Origin of the sequence: Chitinophaga ginsengisoli, from assembly GCF_003014595.1 — a bacterium.
Classification (GTDB): Bacteria; Bacteroidota; Bacteroidia; order Chitinophagales; family Chitinophagaceae; genus Chitinophaga; species Chitinophaga ginsengisoli.
Genome location: NZ_PYGK01000005.1, coordinates 250,994 through 273,065, shown reverse-complemented (window position 1 = coordinate 273,065; position 22,072 = coordinate 250,994). Strand labels below are relative to the sequence as shown.

At 45.3% G+C, this 22,072-nt stretch carries 20 protein-coding genes; 14 read left to right on the top strand and 6 right to left on the bottom strand.

Going from position 1 to position 22,072, the window contains the following annotated elements; all coding sequences use genetic code 11:
• Window positions 1-213: 213 nt before the first annotated feature.
• Both CLV42_RS14685 and CLV42_RS14680 read left to right on the top strand, forming a co-directional pair.
• Complete coding sequence (locus tag CLV42_RS14685; RefSeq protein ID WP_106602674.1) at window positions 214-942, top strand: sensor histidine kinase; 729 nt, start codon at window positions 214-216, stop codon at window positions 940-942.
• 9 nt (window positions 943-951) lie between these two features.
• A complete protein-coding gene (locus tag CLV42_RS14680; protein WP_106602673.1) occupies window positions 952-1,326 on the top strand; it encodes a response regulator in 375 nt (124 codons plus the stop codon).
• A gap of 52 nt (window positions 1,327-1,378) precedes the next feature.
• Here the strand turns inward: CLV42_RS14680 and CLV42_RS14675 are convergent, their stop codons facing one another.
• Together CLV42_RS14675 and CLV42_RS14670 are read right to left on the bottom strand one after the other, a co-directional pair.
• The gene (locus CLV42_RS14675) at window positions 1,379-2,893 is read right to left on the bottom strand and encodes a T9SS type B sorting domain-containing protein (RefSeq protein ID WP_170117518.1); all 1,515 of its coding nucleotides are present in this window, start codon (window positions 2,891-2,893) and stop codon (window positions 1,379-1,381) included.
• A gap of 524 nt (window positions 2,894-3,417) precedes the next feature.
• Window positions 3,418-3,597, bottom strand: a complete 180-nt coding sequence (locus tag CLV42_RS14670; RefSeq protein ID WP_106602671.1) for a hypothetical protein — start codon at window positions 3,595-3,597, stop codon at window positions 3,418-3,420.
• 286 nt (window positions 3,598-3,883) lie between these two features.
• On the opposite strand from CLV42_RS14670, the gene CLV42_RS14665 reads away from it, so the two are divergent.
• Window positions 3,884-4,582, top strand: a complete 699-nt coding sequence (locus tag CLV42_RS14665; RefSeq protein WP_106602670.1) for a hypothetical protein — start codon at window positions 3,884-3,886, stop codon at window positions 4,580-4,582.
• Window positions 4,583-4,867: 285 nt separating this feature from the next.
• A complete protein-coding gene (locus CLV42_RS14660; protein ID WP_106602669.1) occupies window positions 4,868-6,583 on the top strand; it encodes a hypothetical protein in 1,716 nt (571 codons plus the stop codon).
• On the opposite strand, the gene CLV42_RS14655 is transcribed toward CLV42_RS14660, so the two are convergent.
• Window positions 6,580-7,563 (bottom strand): LuxE/PaaK family acyltransferase, encoded by a 984-nt coding sequence (locus tag CLV42_RS14655; RefSeq protein ID WP_106602668.1) that lies wholly within the window; start codon window positions 7,561-7,563, stop codon window positions 6,580-6,582. The genes CLV42_RS14660 and CLV42_RS14655 overlap by 4 nt on opposite strands.
• A gap of 130 nt (window positions 7,564-7,693) precedes the next feature.
• On the opposite strand from CLV42_RS14655, the gene CLV42_RS14650 reads away from it, so the two are divergent.
• The 5 genes from CLV42_RS14650 (at window position 7,694) to bioB (ending at window position 12,974) form a co-directional block, all read left to right on the top strand.
• Window positions 7,694-8,140 (top strand): hypothetical protein, encoded by a 447-nt coding sequence (locus CLV42_RS14650; protein WP_106602667.1) that lies wholly within the window; start codon window positions 7,694-7,696, stop codon window positions 8,138-8,140.
• A 71-nt stretch (window positions 8,141-8,211) separates the two neighbouring features.
• The gene (locus CLV42_RS14645; RefSeq protein ID WP_106602886.1) at window positions 8,212-9,750 is read left to right on the top strand and encodes an acyl-CoA carboxylase subunit beta; all 1,539 of its coding nucleotides are present in this window, start codon (window positions 8,212-8,214) and stop codon (window positions 9,748-9,750) included.
• A gap of 98 nt (window positions 9,751-9,848) precedes the next feature.
• Window positions 9,849-10,691: a UbiA family prenyltransferase gene (locus CLV42_RS14640; protein ID WP_106602666.1), complete on the top strand. Its 843-nt coding sequence runs from the start codon at window positions 9,849-9,851 to the stop codon at window positions 10,689-10,691.
• Between the two features lie 64 nt (window positions 10,692-10,755).
• Complete coding sequence (locus CLV42_RS14635; protein ID WP_106602665.1) at window positions 10,756-11,856, top strand: M42 family metallopeptidase; 1,101 nt, start codon at window positions 10,756-10,758, stop codon at window positions 11,854-11,856.
• 122 nt (window positions 11,857-11,978) lie between these two features.
• Window positions 11,979-12,974, top strand: coding sequence for a biotin synthase BioB (gene bioB / locus CLV42_RS14630; protein ID WP_106602664.1), 996 nt, complete (start codon window positions 11,979-11,981; stop codon window positions 12,972-12,974).
• Between the two features lie 369 nt (window positions 12,975-13,343).
• Here the strand turns inward: bioB and aroQ are convergent, their stop codons facing one another.
• From aroQ to ytxJ, 3 genes are all read right to left on the bottom strand, one after another.
• The gene (aroQ, locus tag CLV42_RS14625; protein ID WP_106602663.1) at window positions 13,344-13,757 is read right to left on the bottom strand and encodes a type II 3-dehydroquinate dehydratase; all 414 of its coding nucleotides are present in this window, start codon (window positions 13,755-13,757) and stop codon (window positions 13,344-13,346) included.
• Between the two features lie 52 nt (window positions 13,758-13,809).
• Window positions 13,810-14,379 (bottom strand): UbiX family flavin prenyltransferase, encoded by a 570-nt coding sequence (locus CLV42_RS14620; RefSeq protein ID WP_106602662.1) that lies wholly within the window; start codon window positions 14,377-14,379, stop codon window positions 13,810-13,812.
• A gap of 92 nt (window positions 14,380-14,471) precedes the next feature.
• Window positions 14,472-14,801 (bottom strand): bacillithiol system redox-active protein YtxJ, encoded by a 330-nt coding sequence (gene ytxJ, locus CLV42_RS14615; RefSeq protein WP_089832944.1) that lies wholly within the window; start codon window positions 14,799-14,801, stop codon window positions 14,472-14,474.
• 332 nt (window positions 14,802-15,133) lie between these two features.
• Between ytxJ and CLV42_RS14610 the strand changes: the two genes are divergently transcribed.
• The 5 genes from CLV42_RS14610 to CLV42_RS14590 all read left to right on the top strand — a co-directional run bounded on the left by CLV42_RS14610 (window position 15,134) and on the right by CLV42_RS14590 (window position 21,802).
• Window positions 15,134-16,486, top strand: coding sequence for a UDP-N-acetylmuramate--L-alanine ligase (locus CLV42_RS14610; RefSeq protein ID WP_106602661.1), 1,353 nt, complete (start codon window positions 15,134-15,136; stop codon window positions 16,484-16,486).
• 9 nt (window positions 16,487-16,495) lie between these two features.
• Complete coding sequence (locus CLV42_RS14605) at window positions 16,496-17,269, top strand: 3'-5' exonuclease (protein WP_106602660.1); 774 nt, start codon at window positions 16,496-16,498, stop codon at window positions 17,267-17,269.
• Window positions 17,270-17,338: 69 nt separating this feature from the next.
• The gene (locus CLV42_RS14600) at window positions 17,339-18,085 is read left to right on the top strand and encodes a polyprenol monophosphomannose synthase (RefSeq protein ID WP_106602659.1); all 747 of its coding nucleotides are present in this window, start codon (window positions 17,339-17,341) and stop codon (window positions 18,083-18,085) included.
• 6 nt (window positions 18,086-18,091) lie between these two features.
• Window positions 18,092-18,973 (top strand): DMT family transporter, encoded by an 882-nt coding sequence (locus CLV42_RS14595; RefSeq protein WP_106602658.1) that lies wholly within the window; start codon window positions 18,092-18,094, stop codon window positions 18,971-18,973.
• 60 nt (window positions 18,974-19,033) lie between these two features.
• Window positions 19,034-21,802 (top strand): alpha/beta hydrolase family protein, encoded by a 2,769-nt coding sequence (locus tag CLV42_RS14590; protein ID WP_245901653.1) that lies wholly within the window; start codon window positions 19,034-19,036, stop codon window positions 21,800-21,802.
• Window positions 21,803-22,072 lie beyond the last annotated feature (270 nt).

Below are 22,072 nucleotides of genomic sequence, written 5' to 3'. Positions count from 1 at the left end.
CACTAATTTATATATGATCTTTGAGTTAACTTTTTCGGAATATTATCACAGTTTTCAATCCAAAGGTAAAAATACATTTTAAAATTAAATACTCACTAGATAATTACTCCTTTATTAAGTATTTTGCTTTTCAATTGGAAGCGAACTGTGTAGTCAACACCTGTGGACATTCTCTACATATTGTTCGTCAGCCATTTATTAAAAGTTAGAACAATGAACTCCACGCATACTTCAGAGAGCAGCACATTACTGAGTACTGCCAGTAATGTACTGGCCATTACTGCTCATGAATTCAAGACACCACTGACCACCATCGCGTCTATCGTTGACCTACTTTCCATCAAGCTCCAGGCAGATCGTTATATGAATCCATTCTATGAACAACAGCTGTCCAGGATCACTTCAGAGATCTTTTCCCTGAATAATATGCTTGATGAGATGCTGACTATCAACAACATACTATCCGGCAACTTTGAAGCAAAGAAAGAACTACTCTATGTGGAAGAACAAATCCTTCCTTTAAAGGAGCAATTCCGTTCTCTTATGGACGATCGTAAAACATTGCAAATCACAATGTCCGGTACGCCCTGCAAAATACTGGCCAATTCTGGTCAGCTGACCAGAATATTTACAAATCTGGTTAGCAATGCTTTCAAATTTTCCCACGAAAAGGCACCGGCCATTCATTTGTCTTACCAGGAAAATACGCTTGTTATCACTGTTAGCGATGATGGTATAGGTATACCTGCCGAAGATCTGCCCCATTTGTTTCAACCTTATTACAGGGGAAGTAATACAAAGGGCATTGCCGGTACCGGATTAGGTCTTACTATTGTAAAAACATTTGTTGCTGCCAACGACGGAGATATTACAGTGAGCAGCGAGCCTGATAAGGGCACGGTTTTTACACTGGCTTTCAGGTACCCTGATACCTGCCAGTAAAATATACACATGAACGCCAGGATTCTTTTAATTGAAGACAAAGCCGGTCTTCTGGATACACTTAAAAGTCTGCTTGAACTGCACGACTACACCGTTATTACTGCCGGTAATGGAGAGGAAGGATTTGCAATGGCGATTCGCTACCTGCCAGATCTTGTGATCAGTGATATTTATATGCCAGTCATTAATGGCTATGAGTTGCTGGACAGATTTCGTGAACATCCCTCTCTGTGCAAAATTCCCGTGCTCATTACCAGTGGAAAAAAAGAAGACGACGAAATAACAAATGCCCTGCGAAAAGGTGCAGCAGGATATCTGGTCAAACCATTTGTATTTGTACATCTGCATGAGCAGATCAAAAAGGCACTGAAGAAAGAACGGTAATAACCATAACAATATGATAATATTGATTATCGTGACAATGGTGATCATGATTTTATTTCACAAGCATCACCGTTCCTCTGTATTCCTTCAGTTCATTACGACTGGTATTAAAAGAGCATACATATATAAATGCCTGTGAACTCTGCGGCATACCACTGTAATAACCATCCCATCCTCTCTTCGGATCATTTGTCTGAAAAACAAGACTTCCCCATCGGTTAAATATCTTTAGCTGATAGTTCGTTACTGCATCATATACTTTCGGACGGAAAAGATCATTATTCCCATCACCGTTTGGACTAAACGCAGATGGCATCACAACAAGACAATTTTGCCAGGGAGAAGTAATAGTCGCAGATCCTGTTTCAACACAGCCCCGGGCATCTTCAATTTCATAACGATAATTGCCTGTTTTCAGATTATGGTGCAGGCTATCCGGCTGCCACATATCTCCATCCACACGATACTTATAAGGACGTGTTCCTCCTTCCACTATCCACCTGATACTGCCATCATTCACTTCACTGCAGCTACAGGGCTCCACATCCACCTGCCTGATGACTAAAGGGTCCGGCTCCTTTATAAACACATTAAATGTATCTGAACATACCTGTTTATCTTTCACGATGAATACATAATTGCCAGGTACCAGGTTATCAAACTTGCTTCCCTCTCTTTCAATACCATTTATTGACAGGTCATAGGGTGGTATACCACCTGTAATGTTTAACGAGATGGCACTTTTATTATCACCAGCACAATTTGATAATGTAACATCTGTACCAGTAGCAAGGTCCGACTCCCCTACCGTCACAGCTGCTTTTGTTGTGACGCCATCTGCAGAAGTGATCTGCACTTCGTAATACCCTCCCGGCAAATTGGACACCTGCGGCGTATGGTAGTTGCCGGGTGTCCATAGATACGTATAGGGTCCGTCACCTCCTGTTACGCGTACGTTTACACTACCTGTAGAAGTGTTATTACAGGAAGCGGTGGCGGTAACTTCTGTTTTTAATATCTGGTTGATGGACGACAGGTTATCCATGAACACGACCACACCGTAACTGTTGACTGCACACTTCTCTTCCGGATAAGCATAAAATGAAATGAATTTATGAGATGCACGGGGTCTCAGTTCCGCCGTCCATCTATGCCATGTCGTATCCGTAAAACTACCGGATGTCCATAGCAGTTCAGATGTATCACCGGGCGTATTCCCACCAAAAATAGCGAGATTGCCATAACAGTGTTCATGGCCATAGATCTTACTGAAAGCAAGGTCAAAAGACAGGCTATAGATCTTCCCCTTTCGTAACGGAGAAGATAGCTCCTGCTCTATTCCTTCCCTGTAAACAGGTCCTGCCTGAAGACCAATAAAAGTCTTGCCGGCTTTTGCAATTTTGTGACAGCCATACACGCCTGGCAGTATATCCGGCGTATTAATAGCCACACGCCATCCCGGCGGCGCGGTCTTCACTCCTGGTTTCCCTTCAAGCGAAGAGTTCTGTAAAGTAAGATGCTGTGCAGATGCTACGTTAAATATAAAAGAGCATGGCAGCAGGATCATTAGTAATACACATATCCTTACAGCAGAATATGTGAGATAACAACATGGCGTTCCCCTGAGCCGTGTGTGGACGGCCTGGATAGTTAGCAACATAGGATTTAATAGTTAGGTCGTTCGGTCAATAAATTCGTTATTCCTGTTTTTTGTGATTAGCAACTCCAATGGAGTAAAAGTAGCCAGCCCGGCATTGTGTCTGATTTAATTCACAGGTACGGTGAGGAGGACATCGGGGATCCCCCGTTAATTAAATAAATTGGCTTGCTATTGCGTTCCGGTTTTAATAAAGATACCCGCTAAAGATACAATATGTTTTTCATTAATATAACGAACTCGATAGATTTTTATTACATCTAGTAAATTAATACTCAATATAGTAGCGCGCTCTACTGCACGAATAAAGGCATAGATCATTCTATGCCTTTATCAAGTACAGGTGACTTGATGATGTAGTTTAAACTACCCTTTTTTATGGAACAAGCAGATCATAGTTTAACCTATTGTCACTTGTTTTCATTGTTGCGCCTTTATGGTTCACGCTTGTTTTTATCTTTTTTGACCGGATGTTTTTTGTCTTTTGGTAAGATCACTTTAATAGTGTCATCCGCGGTCTTTTCACGGGTTATATCACGACTATAGTCATTCCCCATATTAGGACCTCCCTGTTCCAGACCGGTACTACCGATCGATCTATCCCTGACTGCCATAACGCTACGTTTTTGACGATTAAAAATGATTGTACTTACATTAACTGAGGCCCCAAAACCATGCCAGCAGGAGCAGGCGCAGCTATAGTACTCAACATTTTTTATATGTGAAAAATCTCTTAAAATTTAGCACCAGATTGATCATTTCTGTCTGTTTAACTAATTTTCCCGGATTTTAGTGGTAAATTGTATCAACGCAGATCGTTTACATCACCTATGCCAGAACTCTGCTAATACAGCCAACATCAAACGCCGTGTTAGTCAACAAAAGAAAAAACCTGTAAGTATGAAGGACAAGTTGCCTTATATCACTTCAACCTATTTCGTCTCCCTGATAAAAGCATATCTTCAGGGTCACAAAACAAAGCCCGAAATACTTGCAGAAACTGCCGATCTGCTTCCTCCCTCTGCCCATAACGAAGTCAGCCAACTGCTCACCGCTGCTGCACACCAGATGAATGATGCTTTCTATGCAGACATCGTAGATAGTATTCAACATACTTCCGGTACTGTTCCTACACGCAAAGGTCTTATCCATCATCTCGAAGCACTGCTGAAAGAAGAGATCACTGTGCAGGAACTGCTCGACTGGGCTACCTGGTATACCTTTGAAGAAGACCAGCTCAGTGCTGGTATTATGGATGATTTTGCTGTGGAATATTTCTGCCTGGACTTCTTACCTGTCTATCATGAAGAACTGACGGAAAATCAGTTTACAAAAGCATTACAGCTCTTTAAACAACAGGATCAAAATCCATTAAAAGAGAAGATCGCATTGACACTGCTGATAGAAAAAGAACAACAACATTTTCTTTATTTCCTACGTAGTTTTTTAGAACAACCGCAGCATATCGAAGCATTGGATTCTTACCTGATGAAGAAATTTGGTATGGATCATTTTAGTTTTCCGTATATGGCGGATCTGGTCGGGATGAGCGGACATCCGGAGAGAATGGAAGAGTTGTTGAAGAAGGCGATGTGCTAAATGAACAAAATGAACAATTGGTTTTAAAAGGAACTCTCTTAAAATTGCAAAGGCACTTCTTACGAAGTGCCTTCTCTTATCTAAGGAAGCAGCGAAGATGCGCGGAATTGCCTCCAGATCCACATCCACCTCGTCTTCCCTTTCTTATCTTGAATTTCTTTTTTCCATTGTGAAGATACAATCATTTAGACGAGTATGCAAAAAATAAGTCATAAAAATTCCACCTTATCGATTTGCCAGCGTTTTTTTATTGAGAAATCATTAGAGTTATTATATCTCGGTAGCATGGATTCATACAGAGTAAAACTCAATAATCCTAAAACTATTCTAAAGGAACTAAAGTACTGTCTGCAGGAGTTTGAAACAGGCCGTATTAAACACTTTCACACCCTTAAAGCTAAAGAAAAAGATAAAAAAGGTGCGATTGATGAAGCCATCAACTTATTAAGCGGAGATAAACCCAATTACCTGTTTTTTAAATCCATATCTCAAAAATACCTGGAACAATCGCTTAGAACAATTGACGAATTCAATTACAGGAAAGTGATTTTCAGTATTGAGATCCTTCTTAGCGAAAACGACCAGTATTTAGAAACTGTTATTGCTGAACTGGACTTACTTGTAACCGCCAATAATTCAACCATTATCTCACTTGAAAAGCTGGATTATACATTAAATATCTTGTTCAGTGAATTGATCAGCAATGGATTTTCAAAAGGATTTTTATTTAAGTTGGTATATGGAACATTTGTTATGTCATTAGGCGAGGGCAGTAATTTTAACGATCACTTCCAAAACTTCAAGACAAGAATATCGGATAGCAATGTTGAGCATACCGTAATATTCAGAGTTGATACTACCCACAAAGTTTATGACGCCATATCCACCATTTCAATTTCAAACCCCAAACTTTCACTATCAGATAACATCAATAATATTCGATTGAAAGGTATGCGCCAAAGAGAAGAACTGCCTTCCTTTAACGCCCCGGGTAATGCCAGAAAATTCATACATTGTCAGGTAACAGCAACAGATTATTTATCCGCACTAAAAAGAGCAAGAAGCGTTTTATCGGAGTATCTGGATGTGATAAACCTTGGCCTTTCAGATGAGTCTTTACAGATATATCACCGGGCGCTGGTAATAGATTCCCGCTCACCTCAAAATGGGAATTTTCAGCATAATGTACACATATTGGATGGCAAATACCGCGTAACCAAAGACCATTATTTGGAATTTACCAAAAAGCTTCCCGCAATTCTAAATGATCATCTCATCATCAATGAAACAAAAGAGAAAATAAAATCCGCCATTCGTTATCTGAGGTTGGGTAATCAATCCACCGAAGTTGAACATAAGTTTATAAATTATTGGATCGGATTGGAATACTTATTTTCAAACTACGAAAGCCAGCATACAATTAACAGGATAAAGGAACATTTTATAAATGCCCATTGCCTCGCTTACGTAAAAAGAAACGTACACAACTTAAAAAATGATATTATCCAACTGAGTACAACAGATCAAACTTTAGTCCCCACATATAATGTTTTCGATGACAGCTTTCTTAAAGAAGAATCCTTTTATAAAGAAGTTTTTACTAATCTTCTATCGAAATTTCCGCTACTGGCTTACCGCGGCATGAAACTCAAACAATGGTTCTTCAAAAACGGTAAAACCGGTAATGCCAAAGACTATATAAAAGCCCATAAAGAACACCTGGAAATTCATTTCACCAGAATCTACAGGCTTAGAAATGAAATTATACACGATGCCGCAACCAATACCAATAATGAACAGATAACATCAAACTTAAGATACTACCTGACCTTTATTCTCAACGAACTGATCGATTTTCTTTCGAAACCGACCACTGACCGGAAAAGTATTGAAGAATACTTCATATTAAATGAGATCAAACTGGGCAATATTGAGCAGAATGGCTATTTACTGGCAGATTTACTCAATGTAGATTGTTCGCTTGGGTTTATCTCCTCCTAACTCACCATCAAACTACATCCTCTCAACGCCGAATTATCCAACCGCCCCAGCACTTCAAAACTACCCTCCTCATGTAACCGCCCGATATCTTCTGTCGCTATAAATGCACAGGAATAAACATTAGCGAGATCAACCACATTGATCACTCCTGAAGCATGAGCCGTTGAAAACTGAAAAGGATCATTCTCATCTCTTACCAGCACTTTCATCCATGGCGGTGTGGTAAACAGTCCATCTCTGTGAGAATATGCCTGGGATAACAACTCCGTCATTCCATATTCTGTATGGATATGTTCACAACCTAATTTTTCCCTGAGGTAAGCATGCACCTGCTGCCGGGTCCATTCCTCACGACGTCCCTTCATGCCCCCGGTTTCCATCACAATGGTATTTTTCAGTTGAAGGGAATGATGCTCTGCAAAATCCAGCAAGCCAAAAGTAACACCGATCAGCAGGGTTTTCTGTCCGCTGGCTTCCAGCTCCCGGAGCCGGTCGGCCAATTTATCGTGCTCATACAGATAAAATCCGCTGGCGGGATGCCCGCTTCTTTTTACCATATCCTGCACCATGTAGACCAGGGAGGAATGCTGGCGTTCCAGGTAGGAAGGCAGTAATCCCAGTATCACAAAGTCGGAAACAGGACCGTATGAACGTTCAAACCCTGCCAGGAAACTGCGTTCATAGAGGGCGGCTTCTTTTACCAGGTGGCGGCTATTGATCGTTTGGGTCGTACCACTGCTTTCAAAGATCAGCTCCGGCGTGAAGGTACCGCAGGTAACGGTATGCGTTTTAAAGAACTGGATAGGCAGGAAAGGGATCTGCTCCAATGAGCGCACCTCCGACGGCCGTCTGCGCAGTGCATCCGTATAAGCCCGGTAAAGGGTATTTTCCCTGTACTGGTAATGGAACAGCTCCAGGGCTGCCGCTTCCAGCTCCTGCTCCTTCAATGTAAATAACGCTGCCGTATTAATGCCACTCATGTTCGCTTGCTTTAAACGCACAAATTTAGGGCATACGTAACAATCAAACCAGATTTTACGTTATACCGACAGTGGACCGGCGTACCTGTGCACATTAGCTATAGTAAAAAAAATAATGTAGGTTTGTTATATGAAGAAAATACTCGTTTTATCCCTGTTCGCATTGGCAGTTATATCCGGGTCTGGTTGCAGTAAGGACTCCATTGGCACCAAGCCGATGATCAGTTTTCTCTCCTACTCTTCCGACCCCGTTATCCCTTCCAACGGACTGGATGTTCACTTCCAGGTGAAGGACGGTGACGGAGATATTGAAAACAGCTTCAATTTCACCGCCATTTACGATTTCCAGCCAGAACCCGATACGGTATTTGCCTCCCGTAAAATGCCAAAACTGGATGCCCATAATGGAACAAACCTGACCGCAGAAGTAATTCTGCACCTGGAGCCGATAGACTTCCCCGGAAATACCACCGGTATTCCGAAAGACAGCGTGCATTATCTTGTATATATTACTGACAATGCCGGTCATATCAGCGATACCATCGCTACACCCAAAGTAGAGATCATCTACCAATAAAATACATAGCAGGGATCAGGAATGCGTATTACATGCACGTTCAATTCCTGATTCCTGATTATATTTGTTCCATGGACAAATTCCACGAACTCCGGAACAAGATCGCTACAGCCATCCTTGGTGGCGGCGAAGCACGCATCTCCTCCCAACATAAGAAAGGAAAACTTACAGCAAGGGAACGGTTACAACTCCTGATGGACGAAGGCTCCTTCGAAGAGCTGGACATGTTCGTACATAACCGTAACCGTGGTATGACTACTGACCAGGAACAGTTTCCCGGTGATGGCGTCGTAACCGGCTATGGTACGATCAACGGCCGTCTGACCTATGTCTTTTCGCAGGACTTTACCGTCTACGGCGGTAGTCTTTCGGAGCCCCATGCCCGTAAGATCTGTAAGATCATGGACCTCGCCATGCAGAACGGCGCTCCCGTGATTGGTTTAAACGACAGTGGCGGCGCCCGTATACAGGAGGGCGTAGTAAGCCTGGGGGGGTATGCGGATATCTTTTACCGTAATACCCGGGCTTCCGGCGTCATCCCGCAGATCTCCGCTATTATGGGACCCTGTGCCGGCGGTGCTGTATACTCCCCCGCCATCACAGATTTCATACTGATGGTAGAAGAGACCTCCTATATGTTCGTCACCGGGCCTAACGTCGTTAAGACGGTTACACATGAGGAAGTGACAGCAGAAGAACTGGGAGGTGCACATACCCATGCAGTGAAAAGCGGTGTCACCCATTTTTCCTGCACCAATGAGGTAGAATGCATCAACAACATACGGCAGCTACTCAGTTATGTGCCACAGAACTGTGAAGAAGATGCGCCCGTCTATCCATACGAACCGACCGACGAGATCCGCCCGGCACTGAACACAATTATTCCTGCCAGCTCCAATCAGCCATACGACATGAAAGATGTGATCAGTGAGCTGACGGATAAGGAGAGTTTCTTTGAAGTACATAAGGACTTTGCCGAAAATCTCATTGTGGGCTTTGCCCGCATTGCCGGAAGGAGTATAGGTATCGTCGCCAATCAGCCAGCCCATCTGGCAGGGGTACTGGATATACATGCCTCTGTAAAGGGCGCCCGTTTTACCCGCTTCTGCGATGCGTTCAACATCCCCTTGCTGGTGCTGGTAGATGTTCCGGGCTTCCTCCCCGGCACTGACCAGGAATGGAATGGTATCATCACCAACGGGGCTAAACTACTTTTCGCATTGAGTGAAGCCACTGTGCCGAAGATCACCGTTACAACCCGTAAAGCCTATGGTGGTGCTTACTGTGTAATGAACTCAAAACATATCGGTGCAGACCTCAACTTCGCTTTCCCACAGGCAGAGATAGCCGTAATGGGGCCTAAAGGCGCCGTAGAGATCATCTATAAAAAAGAAATAGATGCCGCTCCTGATCCGGAAGCCCGTACCAACGAGCTGGTGGCAGAATATACCGAACGCTTCGCCAATCCTTATCTGGCAGCAGAAAAAGGGTATATTGATGAAGTCATCGTACCGGACCAGGCCCGTATAAAATTGATTAAGGGATACGCCATGCTGGAAAACAAGGTGGTGACAATGCCCCGAAAGAAACATGGAAATATTCCGCTTTAACCAGGCATAAGAATCAGGAATTAATGTAATCTTAGGGCGTATAATTCCTAATTTCGCATTCCAATTTCTGATTCTTAATTTCCTAATGCCGATTGTTAATGCTTCGCGGTCTTTTTAATTTTATCATCTTCTCGTCTCTCTACGTAGCTTGCTGCGCCATACTCATGATATGGCAGACGAACACGCTGCTGCAGATCCGGGACATTAATGAGGCTTATTATTTCTTCGTTTTCTGCTCAACTATCTGCAGCTATAATTTCCATTGGTACCTGACTCCTGCAGATTATTCTACCTCTGAACGTATTCTCTGGGGTGCCCGTCATAAAACATTACAGCTGGTACTTTGTGCATTAGGAGCACTGGGAGCAGCTTACGGCTTCTGGTTGTTACGGGAACAATGGCTGCCACTGTCGGGGGCTGCCGTGCTTACCTTCCTGTATTCCGCACCTAAAGTGCCGCACCGGGCGTTTATATGGCTGAGAAAGATCGCCATAGGCAAAACCATATTCCTGACTGCAGTCTGGATCTATGTCACTACCCTGTTGCCGGTATTTATAGAAAAACAACCTTATTCGCCCACTATACTATTCCTTACCTTACACCGCTTCTTCCTCGTTTATGCTATCTGTATTCTGTTTGATTACCGGGACCTGGAGTCGGACAAAAAGGAAGGTATACGCTCTTTGATCACTATTCTGAGCGCATCAGGCCTTAAAAAGCTATATGTCAGTTCTCTGGTGCTTGCCGCCATCTTTGCACTGGTGCTTTTCCCGGTGGATGGCTGGATGCTGACCGCCGTTCTGCTGGCTCCGGTAGCAATAACAGCATTGCTTACACGATATGCCATCAGTAACCGTTCAGATCACTTCTACTATTTTGTACTGGATGGCATGGTAATGCTTTCCGCCCTGCTTCATTTTACTATAACGGCGTTATCATAACCAACACCCGTCTTGCTGTAAGCTGGCAAACACTTACTTTTGCAGCACAATTAATTTAACAGCAATGTCTAAAAAGCAAAAATCCATACTCAGTAAAGAGGCGCTTACGTTCCTGCGTAAATATCTCAATAATCCCTCCCCTACCGGGTTTGAGAAAGAAGGACAGAAATTGTGGCTGGAATATCTGCAGCCGTTTATAGACGAGTACTATGTGGACGCGTACGGCTCGGCAGTCGGTATCATCAACCCGAAAGCCCCGTTTAAAGTGGTGATTGAAGCACATGCTGATGAAATATCGTGGTTTGTCAATTATGTCTCTCCGGAGGGACTGATATACGTAATCCGCAATGGTGGCTCTGATCAGCAGATCGCACCGTCCAAACGCGTGAATATCCATACTGAGAACGGTACCGTAAAAGCCGTGTTCGGATGGCCCGCTATACATACCCGCCTGCGCAGTACCGAAGGCAAAGACCCTCAGCCGAAAGTGGAAAACATTTTCCTGGACTGTGGCGCCCGCAACCGTAAGGAAGTGGAAGACCTCGGTATCCATGTAGGGTGTGTGGTGACTTTTGAAGATGGTTTTGAAGAACTGAACTACGACTACTATATCTGCCGTGCTTTCGATAACCGCATCGGTGGCTTTATGATTGCTGAGGTAGCACGCATGCTGAAGGAAAAGAAACAGCAACTGCCATTCGGTCTGTATATTGTCAACGCTGTACAGGAAGAAGTAGGTCTCCGTGGTGCGGAAATGATTGCTAAAAGGATCAAGCCGGATGTGGCGATCATTACCGACGTAACACACGATACGACCACCCCGATGATCAACAAGAATATCGAAGGTGAGATCCGCTGTGGCAATGGTCCGAGTATTACGTATGGCCCCGCCGTACACAACATTCTCCGCGACCTGATCATCAAAACAGCCAAAAAGAACGATATCCCGCACCAGCTGCATGCCGTAAGCCGCAGTACCGGTACAGATACGGATGCGTTTGCTTACTCCAATGACGGCACCCCGTCTGCATTGATCAGCATCCCGCTGCGTTATATGCACACCACCGTGGAAATGATCAAAAAAGACGATGTGGAAAACACTATTCACCTGATTTATCAGACACTCCTGAACATTACACCAAAAACAAATTTCAAATACCTGTAAACCTATTGAAAGTCAGTCAATAAGAATTAATAATAACGCACAATTGAGCACATTTTCTAATTCTTATTTCCTGATTCCTAATTCAATTTTAATTTGTAGGTTTGCTCTCAAATTAGATTATTATGCAAGATGTGCAGATCCGTCACGACTGGTCTATTGAAGAAATAAAAGAGATCTATAATACTCCCTTGCTGGAACTGGTTTTCCGTGCTGCTTCCATACACAGACAAACGCAGGATACTGCAGAAGTACAGGTTTGTACGCTGCTGTCCATTAAAACAGGCGGTTGCTCGGAAGACTGTTCTTATTGCCCTCAGGCTGCCCGCTATAATACCGATATCAAAGTACATGGCCTTCTGAAAAAAGAAGAAGTGCTGGCATACGCCCAAAAGGCGAAAGATGCTGGTTCTACCCGCTTCTGCATGGGCGCTGCCTGGAGAGAAGTCAGGGATAACCGCGACTTTGACCGCGTATTGGATATGGTAAAAGGCGTGAATGAGCTGGGCATGGAGGTTTGTACTACCCTGGGTATGCTGACCGAAGAACAGGCACAGAAACTGGCGGATGCAGGTTTGCATGCCTACAACCACAACCTGGACACTTCCAGCGAGTACTATGAGTCTATCATCACCACCCGTACTTACGACGACCGTCTGCGTACCCTGGACAACGTCCGCAAAGCAGGTGTAAGCGTTTGCTGCGGTGGTATCATTGGTCTGGGAGAATCCCACGAAGACCGCATCGGTATGCTGCACACCCTGAGCAATATGGCTACCCATCCTGATTCCGTTCCTATCAACGCCCTGACCCGTGTAAAAGGAACGCCGCTGGAAAATATGCCGAAAGTTGCGTTCTGGGATATGGTACGTATGATCGCTACCACCCGTATCGTAATACCTAAAGCAATGGTACGTCTCAGTGCCGGCCGTGCTGAAATGAGCATTTCCGAGCAGGCCCTCTGCTTCATGGCAGGCGCAAACTCTATCTTCACCGGTGAGAAACTGCTGACTACGAACAATCCTTCCTTCGAAGAAGATCACATGATGTTTGAACTGTTAGGTCTGAAACCAAGAGAGGCTTTCAAAGATCAGGCAGTTGAAACTGAAACATTGAACTAATATTCATCTGAAATAAGAAAAGGGTGTTCTGGCCATGCCGGAACACCCTTTTTAGTTTGCTTTGATACCGTCTTGATACCGCTTTGATACCGCTAATCCTACGTTAATCCTACGTTTATAGACGTAGGATTAACGTAGGATTAGCGGTATCAAAGCGGTATCAAGACGGCAAAAAGAAGGGAATGTACAAATTAAGCTTTACACAGCTATTTCTCTTGTTTTGGCATTTCGTCCACCCACGTTTTGGCGTCCTGTGCACATGCTTTTCCGCCCTATGGACATCCTCCCAAACGGCACTTTCTTCTTTCCTAATATTGCATGGCGCCTCAGTTCTTTGACATATGAACCTTTAACAATGGCAAGCGCCTGTTACAGGAAATAAGCTACTCCCAGTGCATATCCTTTCATGCCCAGGCCGCAAATGCTTCCTACACAAACTGGAGCAATCATGCTTTTATGCCTGAACTCTTCCCGTGCATGGATATTGCTGATATGAATTTCCAGTACAGGCGTTTTGATAGCCGAAATAGCATCGCGAAGCGCCACGGAAGTGTGGGTATAACCGCCGGCATTCAGGAGAATACCATCATAGGAAAACCCTATTTCGTGCAGATGATTGATCATTTCGCCTTCAATATTGCTCTGGAAATAGGTCAGCTGTACATCGGGATACTGTGCTTTCAGTTTTTCGAAATAAGACTCAAAAGACTCATTTCCATAGATACCTGGCTCCCGCTTTCCGAGGAGATTTAAGTTAGGGCCGTTGATGATCGCTATCTGCATATGATTCTTGGTATTATTGTGGCAATGAACACTGCTGTGTGTTCTTCAGTTCTTATTTTTCCTCACTTCCCCAGCGGAAGGTATCCTGCTCTATTCCTGCCAGATCAAGCACCCGGTCTACAACAGTAGCAGCTACATCTTCCAGTGTTTTAGGAACGCTGTAGAAGGATGGTGTGGCGGGGCAAATAATGCCTCCTGCTTCTGTTACCGCCAGCATATTTTTGATATGCATCAGGTTATAAGGTGTTTCCCTTACCACACATATCAGCTTTCTTCTTTCCTTCAGCACTACATCTGCTGCGCGGGTGATCAGGTCATTGGAGATACCGGTAGCAATACGTCCCAGTGTACCCATTGAGCAGGGGCAGATGATCATGGTGTCAAACCTGCCGGAACCTGAAGCAAAAGGAGCGTGGAAGTCCTGCTGTGTATATGTTTTAAAAGGTAATTGCTTGTAGTCATCGGTGCCTAGCTCTGTTTCCCAAACGGTACGTGCATTGGTGGTCATCACCAGGGCTATCTGGTCTGTCTGTGCGGAAGCTGCCTGCAATTTGTTCAGTAACTGCCTGGCATAAATGGATCCGCTGGCACCTGTAACCGCTACTACTATACGATGTTTCATTCGCTCAATTCTTAGAGTACAAAGCTAGGGCAAAAAAAATACCGGCCATAGGCCGGTACTAAATTCTTTGGATAAATAGTCTGATTGCGTCCTTAGTTTGACTTGCTTACAAGGTCATCCATGGTAATCCCGCTGTGGCTTTCATCATAAATGCATTCCCCGTTACGGATCAGCAAAACCTGCGGCGATTCATGCGGTACATCAAAATCCGCTGCAATCCGGTTCGAAATGTCCCTGAATCTGATCAGGTCCAGGTAGTAGAATGAGATCTCCTGCGGAGCAGCTCCTCTTTCCAGCCTGGATTTAGCTACAGCGCTGATGGAACAACGTGTGCTGTGTTTGAAAATTACTACCGGCTTTGCTGCCGACGCTTCTCTGATCTCTGTTAACTGTTGCTCTGTAGTAAGTGGTATCCAGTTCATTAACAATCCTTCACGTTTACTCCGTGCGTTGCTTTACCAATTTTCATCGGACAACCTAATTTGTTCTGTGACGCACAGGAAGTTAAGAAAGCCGCAAAGATAAGGATAAGACAGGCGCCGCCCAAAACTTTCAGATAAGATGATTGCATAAAGGGATGTTTAGTTGAATAATGAAAATTCATAGGGAATGATGATATCACTTTTTTAATCGTCAATTTTTGACGTTACTTTGCAAATATAAAATTTATATTAAAGATTTTAGATATAATATCGTTCCTTTTCCCCTAGGTATAAATATAACGATAAAACGCAGGTATCTGGCTTAAAAGTATATGGCAAAAGTACATTTTATTGCGGTGGGCGGCAGTGTAATGCATCAGTTAGCTATCGCATTGAAAAACAAGGGTTACCAGGTAACCGGCAGTGATGATGAGATCTATGAACCAGCACTGGGCAATCTGCGTCAGGCTGGTATAGCTCCGGCTACCATGGGTTGGGATGATAACCGTATTACGGCCGACCTCGACGCGGTCATCCTGGGTATGCATGCCCGCGGAGATAATCCTGAGCTGATCAAGGCTAAAGAACTGGGCCTGAAGATCTATTCCTTCCCGGAATACATTTACCAGGAAAGCCAGCAGAAGAAAAGGGTCGTTGTAGGTGGCAGCCATGGCAAAACAACTACCACTGCCATGATCATGCATGTACTGCAGCAGTCAGGACAGGCATTTGACTACCTGGTAGGTGCACGTCTCGCGGGCTTCGCACAGTCTGTCAATATCACCGATGCTCCGGTGATCGTTTGTGAAGGAGACGAATACCCTGCTTCTGTCATTGAAAAGCGGCCTAAATTCCATTTCCTGCATCCTCATATTGCCGTACTGACTGGCATTGCCTGGGATCATATCAATGTGTTCCCCACATTCGATAACTACCTGGAGCAGTTTGCCATATTCCTCCGTACCATGAAGGCCGGCAATATTCTCATTTACAACAGCACCGATCCGGAACTGGTAAAATTGGTAAAGACAGAAGGTCTGCACCTGAAACTGGTTCCCTACGATATACCACAGCACCAGATCGTCAACGGTACTACTACCGTAACCTTTGGCGGCCAACAAGCCGTACTCGAAGTATTCGGCGATCACAACCTGCTGAATATGCATGCTGCCCGCCTGGTTTGTAATGAACTGGGTATCAGCGATGAGACCTTCCTGAAAGCTATCGCCACCTTCAAAGGCGCTGCCAAAAGGCTGGAACTGGTAGGCAAGAATGATCATTGTGCTATTTACCGCGACTTTGCACATGCACCGTCTAAGGTAATGGCTACCATCAACGCTCTGCAGTCACAATATCCGCAGCGCAGGCTGATAGCCGTACTGGAATTGCACACTTACAGCAGCCTGAATGCTGATTTTATGGTGCAGTACCAGGGTGTGATGGACAAAGCTGACGTACCCGTTGTATTTTACAGTAAACATGCACTGGAGATCAAACGGATGCCCGACCTGGCCCCTGACCTGGTGGCACAGGGCTTTGGCCGCAATGACCTGCAGATATTCACCCAAAGGGAACACCTGGTGGCATTCCTCGACAAACAGGACTACCAGAATGCGAACCTGCTCATGATGAGTTCGGGTGATTATGAAGGATTGGACGTAAATTCGCTGAAAAAGTATCTATAAAAATCAGACATGCCCACTTTGCAACTAAAAAGGCCCCTGGCCGTAATTGATCTGGAGACGACCGGCACCAATGTGGCTACGGACCGTATAATTGAAATTGCTATCATCAAGGTATTCCCTGACAAGAGTACCCAATCCAAGGTGAAAAGAATTCACCCCGGCATGCCTATTCCTGCATCCTCTACCGCTATTCACGGTATCAGCGATGAGGATGTGAAGGATTGTCCGACTTTCAAACAATGTGCGAATGAACTGCGCCAGTACCTCGACAATTGCGATCTGGCGGGTTATAATTCCAACCGTTTCGATATACCATTGCTGGTAGAAGAATTCCTGCGCACAGGCCTTGATTTTGACGTGAAAGACCGCAAATTCATTGACGTGCAGAAAATCTTCCACCTGATGGAAAAACGTACGCTCAGCGCCGCCTATAAGTTCTATTGCGATAAAAACCTGGAGAATGCCCACAGCGCTGAGGCAGATGCCCTGGCTACCTATGAGATACTGGAAGCACAGCTGTCCCGCTATGAGCAGCTGCAGGCTGAAGTAGCACCGCTGGCAGAATTCACGAAAGAAGACGACTACGTAGACTTCGCAAGACGTATGGTGATGCAGAATGGCCTGGAAGTATTCAATTTTGGTAAATATAAAGGAAGACCTGTAAGGGAAGTGCTGAAAATAGAACCTCAATACTATGATTGGATGATGAAAGCTGATTTTCCGCTGAATACCAAGCAGAAACTCACAGAAATTTACCATAGTATGATGTTAAAAAAGATTTAATATTTACAAAATCCTTCCATTATTTAGCGATTACACTAATTTCGCACTCCTAAAACAACACTTGCTAGATTGGAAAAGCTCGTCATCATTCCCACGTACAATGAGAAGGATAATATCCGTAACGTCATTGACGCGGTGTTTGCCCTGCAACAAGACTTTCATGTACTGATCGTGGACGATGGTTCGCCCGACGGCACGGGTAATATCGTAAGGAATATGCAGCAGTCCCATTCCGGCGAACTGTTCCTGGTAGAGAGAAGTGGTAAACAGGGATTAGGTACGGCCTACATCTTCGGTTTCAAATGGGCGCTGGAAAAAGGTTACCGGTACATCTTCGAGATGGATGCTGACTTTTCCCACAACCCTGCCGATCTGGTAAGGCTCTACGACGCCTGTGCGAAGGAAGGTGGCGACGTATCCGTAGGTTCCCGCTATGTAAAAGGTGGAAAAACGGAAAACTGGCCCTGGGATAGAGCTATCCTCTCCTATGGCGCCTCCATCTATGTACGCCTGGTTACCTGGATCAGGGTAAAAGATGCCACTGCCGGCTTTGTATGTTACAAAAGGCAGGTACTGGAGGCTATTAACCTGGATGCTATCCGTTTCGTAGGATATGCCTTCCAGATAGAAATGAAATTCACGGCCTGGAAGCTGGGCTTCAAAATAAAAGAAGTACCGATCACCTTTAAGGACCGTAAAGAAGGATATTCCAAAATGAGTAAGGGGATTATTAAAGAAGGGATACTGGGAGTACTCAAAATTCAATGGGAAAGCCTGTTCCGCAAGTATGAAAGACGCGTAAGAAATAGCGAATAAGCGGAAATGAAAAAAGCACTATTACAATTACACCTGTCAGTATTTCTGGCGGGTTTTACGGGTATATTAGGAAAACTGATCACGCTCAACGAAGGAATGCTTGTCTGGTATAGGCTTCTTTTCACTATCGTTACACTGTACATCCTTTTCCGGTGGAAAAAGATGCTGACAAAACTCTCCTTTAAACAGATCGTTCCCATCGGCCTCACAGGCATCGTAGTGGTATTGCACTGGTTGTTTTTCTATGCCAGTATCAAGTATTCGAACGTTTCTATCGGTGTGGTCTGTTTTGCGCTCACCAGCCTGTTCACCGCAGCGCTCGATCCGCTGATCAACCGGTACAAGGTGAATAAGGTTGAACTGTTGCTGAGCGGTATCACGCTTTGTGGTATTTTCCTCATCTTTCATTTCGACGTACAATATCGTACAGGCATCATACTGGGCATTATCTCTGCCCTCTTTGCAGCCTTGTTCACCATCTTCAACAAGCGTCTGATCACGAAATACGATACGCCGACTATTACATTCTATGAACTGTCTGTAGGCTGGCTGGCACTTACGCTGATCATGCCCTTGTACCTGCATTTCTTCCCCCAGCCTTTAAGCCTGCCTTCTTTTACAGATCTCAGTTACCTGCTGGTGCTGGCCTGGGCCTGTACCGTGTGCATGTATATGCTGATCATGACGGCGCTAACGAAAATCTCTCCTTTCACGGTGAACCTTACTTTCAACCTGGAGCCGGTGTACAGTATTGTGATGGCCTTCGCCCTCTTTCATGAGAACCGGGAACTGACCTACGCATTTTACCTCGGCCTTGCCTGTATTGTGTTGTCAGTAGTATTGCAGATGACAAGGGTAACGCGTACGCTGCGGCAAACTCATGCCTGATTTTGACCGTCTATCCGCAATTTCCATCTAAGTAATAGCGATTTTTATATTTTAGTCCACATGAAGCAAATCATGTGCGCAGCCGCATTTACCGGCCTCTCCTTACTAACTTTTGCGCAACAACCAGCGAAAAAGCCACTTGATCATTCAGTATATGACAGTTGGCAAAACATTGGCAGTAAAGCCATCAGCAATAACGGTCAATGGACCGTATATACCGTCACGCCACAGGAAGGTGATGCCACCCTCGTTATTTACAACAACCAGAATGGACAAAGGCTGGAAGTGCCTCGTGGCAGCAATCCGGTGATCACGGAAGACAGCCGTTATGCCATCTTCTCCATTAAAGCTCCTTTTGCCGTAGTGCGGCAGGCGAAGATCAAAAAGAAGAAGCCTGCAGACATGCCGAAAGATTCCCTGGGCATTGTTACGCTGGGCAGCAACGATGTCTATAAAGTACCGGCGGTAAGATCTTTCAGAACGCCTGAAAAAGGCAGCGGCGTAGTCGCCTATCTGAAGGAAAAACCACAGACAGACACCGCGAGTGGTCATTTGGTGATCTACTATCTTGATAAAAAATCCGCAGATACGATCCGGAACGTACAGGACTACATTTTCAGTAAACCGGGCAACCGCCTGCTGGCGGAGGTACTGGCCGATAAAAAGGATTCTCTGTCAAAGGCTGCAGTATTACTGTGGAATGTAGCTGCCCGCAAAGCGGATACCCTGAGCCGTGGGACAGCCCTCCGCACACAGTTTGTCTTCGACGAAACAGGTGAACAGGCCGCCTGGTGCAGCTCCCGCGACAGCGCCAAAGCATTACAGCAGTTCTATGCCATGTATTACTACCACGCGGGACAGGATAGCGGCGTTGTTACCGCTGATAGGAATACCCGTTCATTCCCGGCCAACTGGTCCGTCAGCCCCGATGGTAAGGTATGGTTTAGCCAGAACGGACAGCGACTGTTCTTTGGTACCGCCCCCATCAAACCACCAAAAGACACCAATATCGTAGACTTTGAAGTGGCGAAGGTGGATATCTGGAATTACCAGGATGAATACCTGCAACCCATGCAGCTGAAGAATGCAGACAAAGAACTGAAAAGAAGTTACCAGGCGGTATATTATCCCGGCCGTAAACAGGTGGTGCAACTGGCAGATATGGATATGGAAAGCATCGCCTTTGCCAGGGAAGGTAACAGCCCCTATGCAATTGGATACACCGACAGAGGCCAGCGTCTGGCTATGCAATGGACCGGCCATTCCCTGAAAACTGCTTACCTGGTGAACGTGGAAAATGGTAACCGCAAACTGTTGCAGGAAAACCTGGACAGTGTTGCCCGCATATCCCCCGGCGGCCACTATATTACCTGGTATAACCTGCAGCAGAAACAATGGTTTGCCTTTGAAACCACTACTGGTATTACCAGGAATATCACAGAGAAAATACCAGTTTCCCTTTCTGAAGAAGATGATGATCATCCGGACTTACCCGGTCCCTATGGCATGGCAGGATGGCTCGAAGAAGACAAGGCCGTTTACATTTACGACCGTTATGACATCTGGCAGGTAGACCCTGCCGGAAAGATCGCTCCGCAGATGATCACAGCAGGTGATGGCCGTCAGCAGAAATTGCGTTTCCGTTATACGAAGGTGGTAAAGGATGAACAGTTCTTTAAACCGGGTCAGCAACTGCTGTTGGAAACCTTCAACGAAACTACCAAAGAGAACGGTTTCTATACGGCCCCCTGTACGTTCAAAAAGGCGCCTTTAAAGCCCGAACTCATCGTCATGGGACCATATACTTTCGGCGACCCGGTAAGGGCTGAAAACGCCGGAAATTACCTTTTTACCAAAGCGAGTTATGTACAATCGCCTGATGTATATACCGGGCTTTCACTAGCCAAAGCGACACAGATCAGCCATATTAATCCGCAGCAGCAACAATACAACTGGGGTACCGCAACGCTGTTCCAATGGACAGCCTACAATGGCAAACCGGCGGAAGGCATCCTGTATAAACCAGAGGATTTTGACAGCACGAAAAAGTATCCTGTATTGCTGTATTTCTACGAGAAGCTGACAGATGGCCTGTACAACTACCAGCCGCCGTCCCCTACTCCTTCCAGACTGAATATTCCATTCTTTGTGAGCCGGGGTTACCTGGTGCTGGCGCCGGATATCACTTATGAAAATGGTTATCCCGGTCAGGGGGCCTACGACTATGTAGTCAGCGGCGCCCGCGCACTGGCGGCACATCCATGGGCAGATAGCCTGAATATGGGTATCCAGGGACAAAGCTGGGGTGGCTATCAGGTTGCCTACCTGATCACCCGCACCGGGCTTTTTAAAGCTGCCTGGGCAGGCGCACCGGTGGCCAATATGACCAGCGCCTATGGTGGCATCCGCTGGGAAAGCGGTATGAACCGTCAGTTCCAGTACGAACGCTCCCAGAGCCGCATCGGGGCTACACTGTGGGAAAAACCCGAGCTCTACATAGAAAACTCCCCTCTTTTCCACCTGCCTAAGGTAACAACGCCACTGGCTATTATGAGCAATGATGCAGATGGGGCAGTGCCCTGGTACCAGGGTATAGAACTGTTCACCGGCTTACGTCGCCTGGGTAAACAGGTATGGCTGCTGAATTATAACAATGAGGCCCATAACCTGGTGCAGCGCCAGAACCGTAAGGACATTCAGCGCCGCGAACAGCAGTTCTTTGACCATTTCCTGAAAAATGCCCCTGCTCCGGAGTGGATGGAAAAGGGCATACCTGCAACGGAAAAAGGTAAGAACTGGGGTTGGGAAACTATTGGAAACGGTCAGTAACATGCAACTGATTCGATAATACATCCGGATCTCACTGACAGAACAAAGAGAGAACAAGCAGAGAATAAGCAGAGAAGACGGAGAGAACAAGCAGAGAAGAAGCGACGGATCTTAGTGGACTTAAAACGCTAAAGTCAACTAAGTGCCGTCGCTTTTTCAATTACTGATTCCGGGCGACATCTACTACTTTAAGTAACCATCTATGAACACCTGATTTCCTGTCAGCATCACTCCGAAGTCCCTGCTCAACAGGCTTTCCTCCATTTTAGC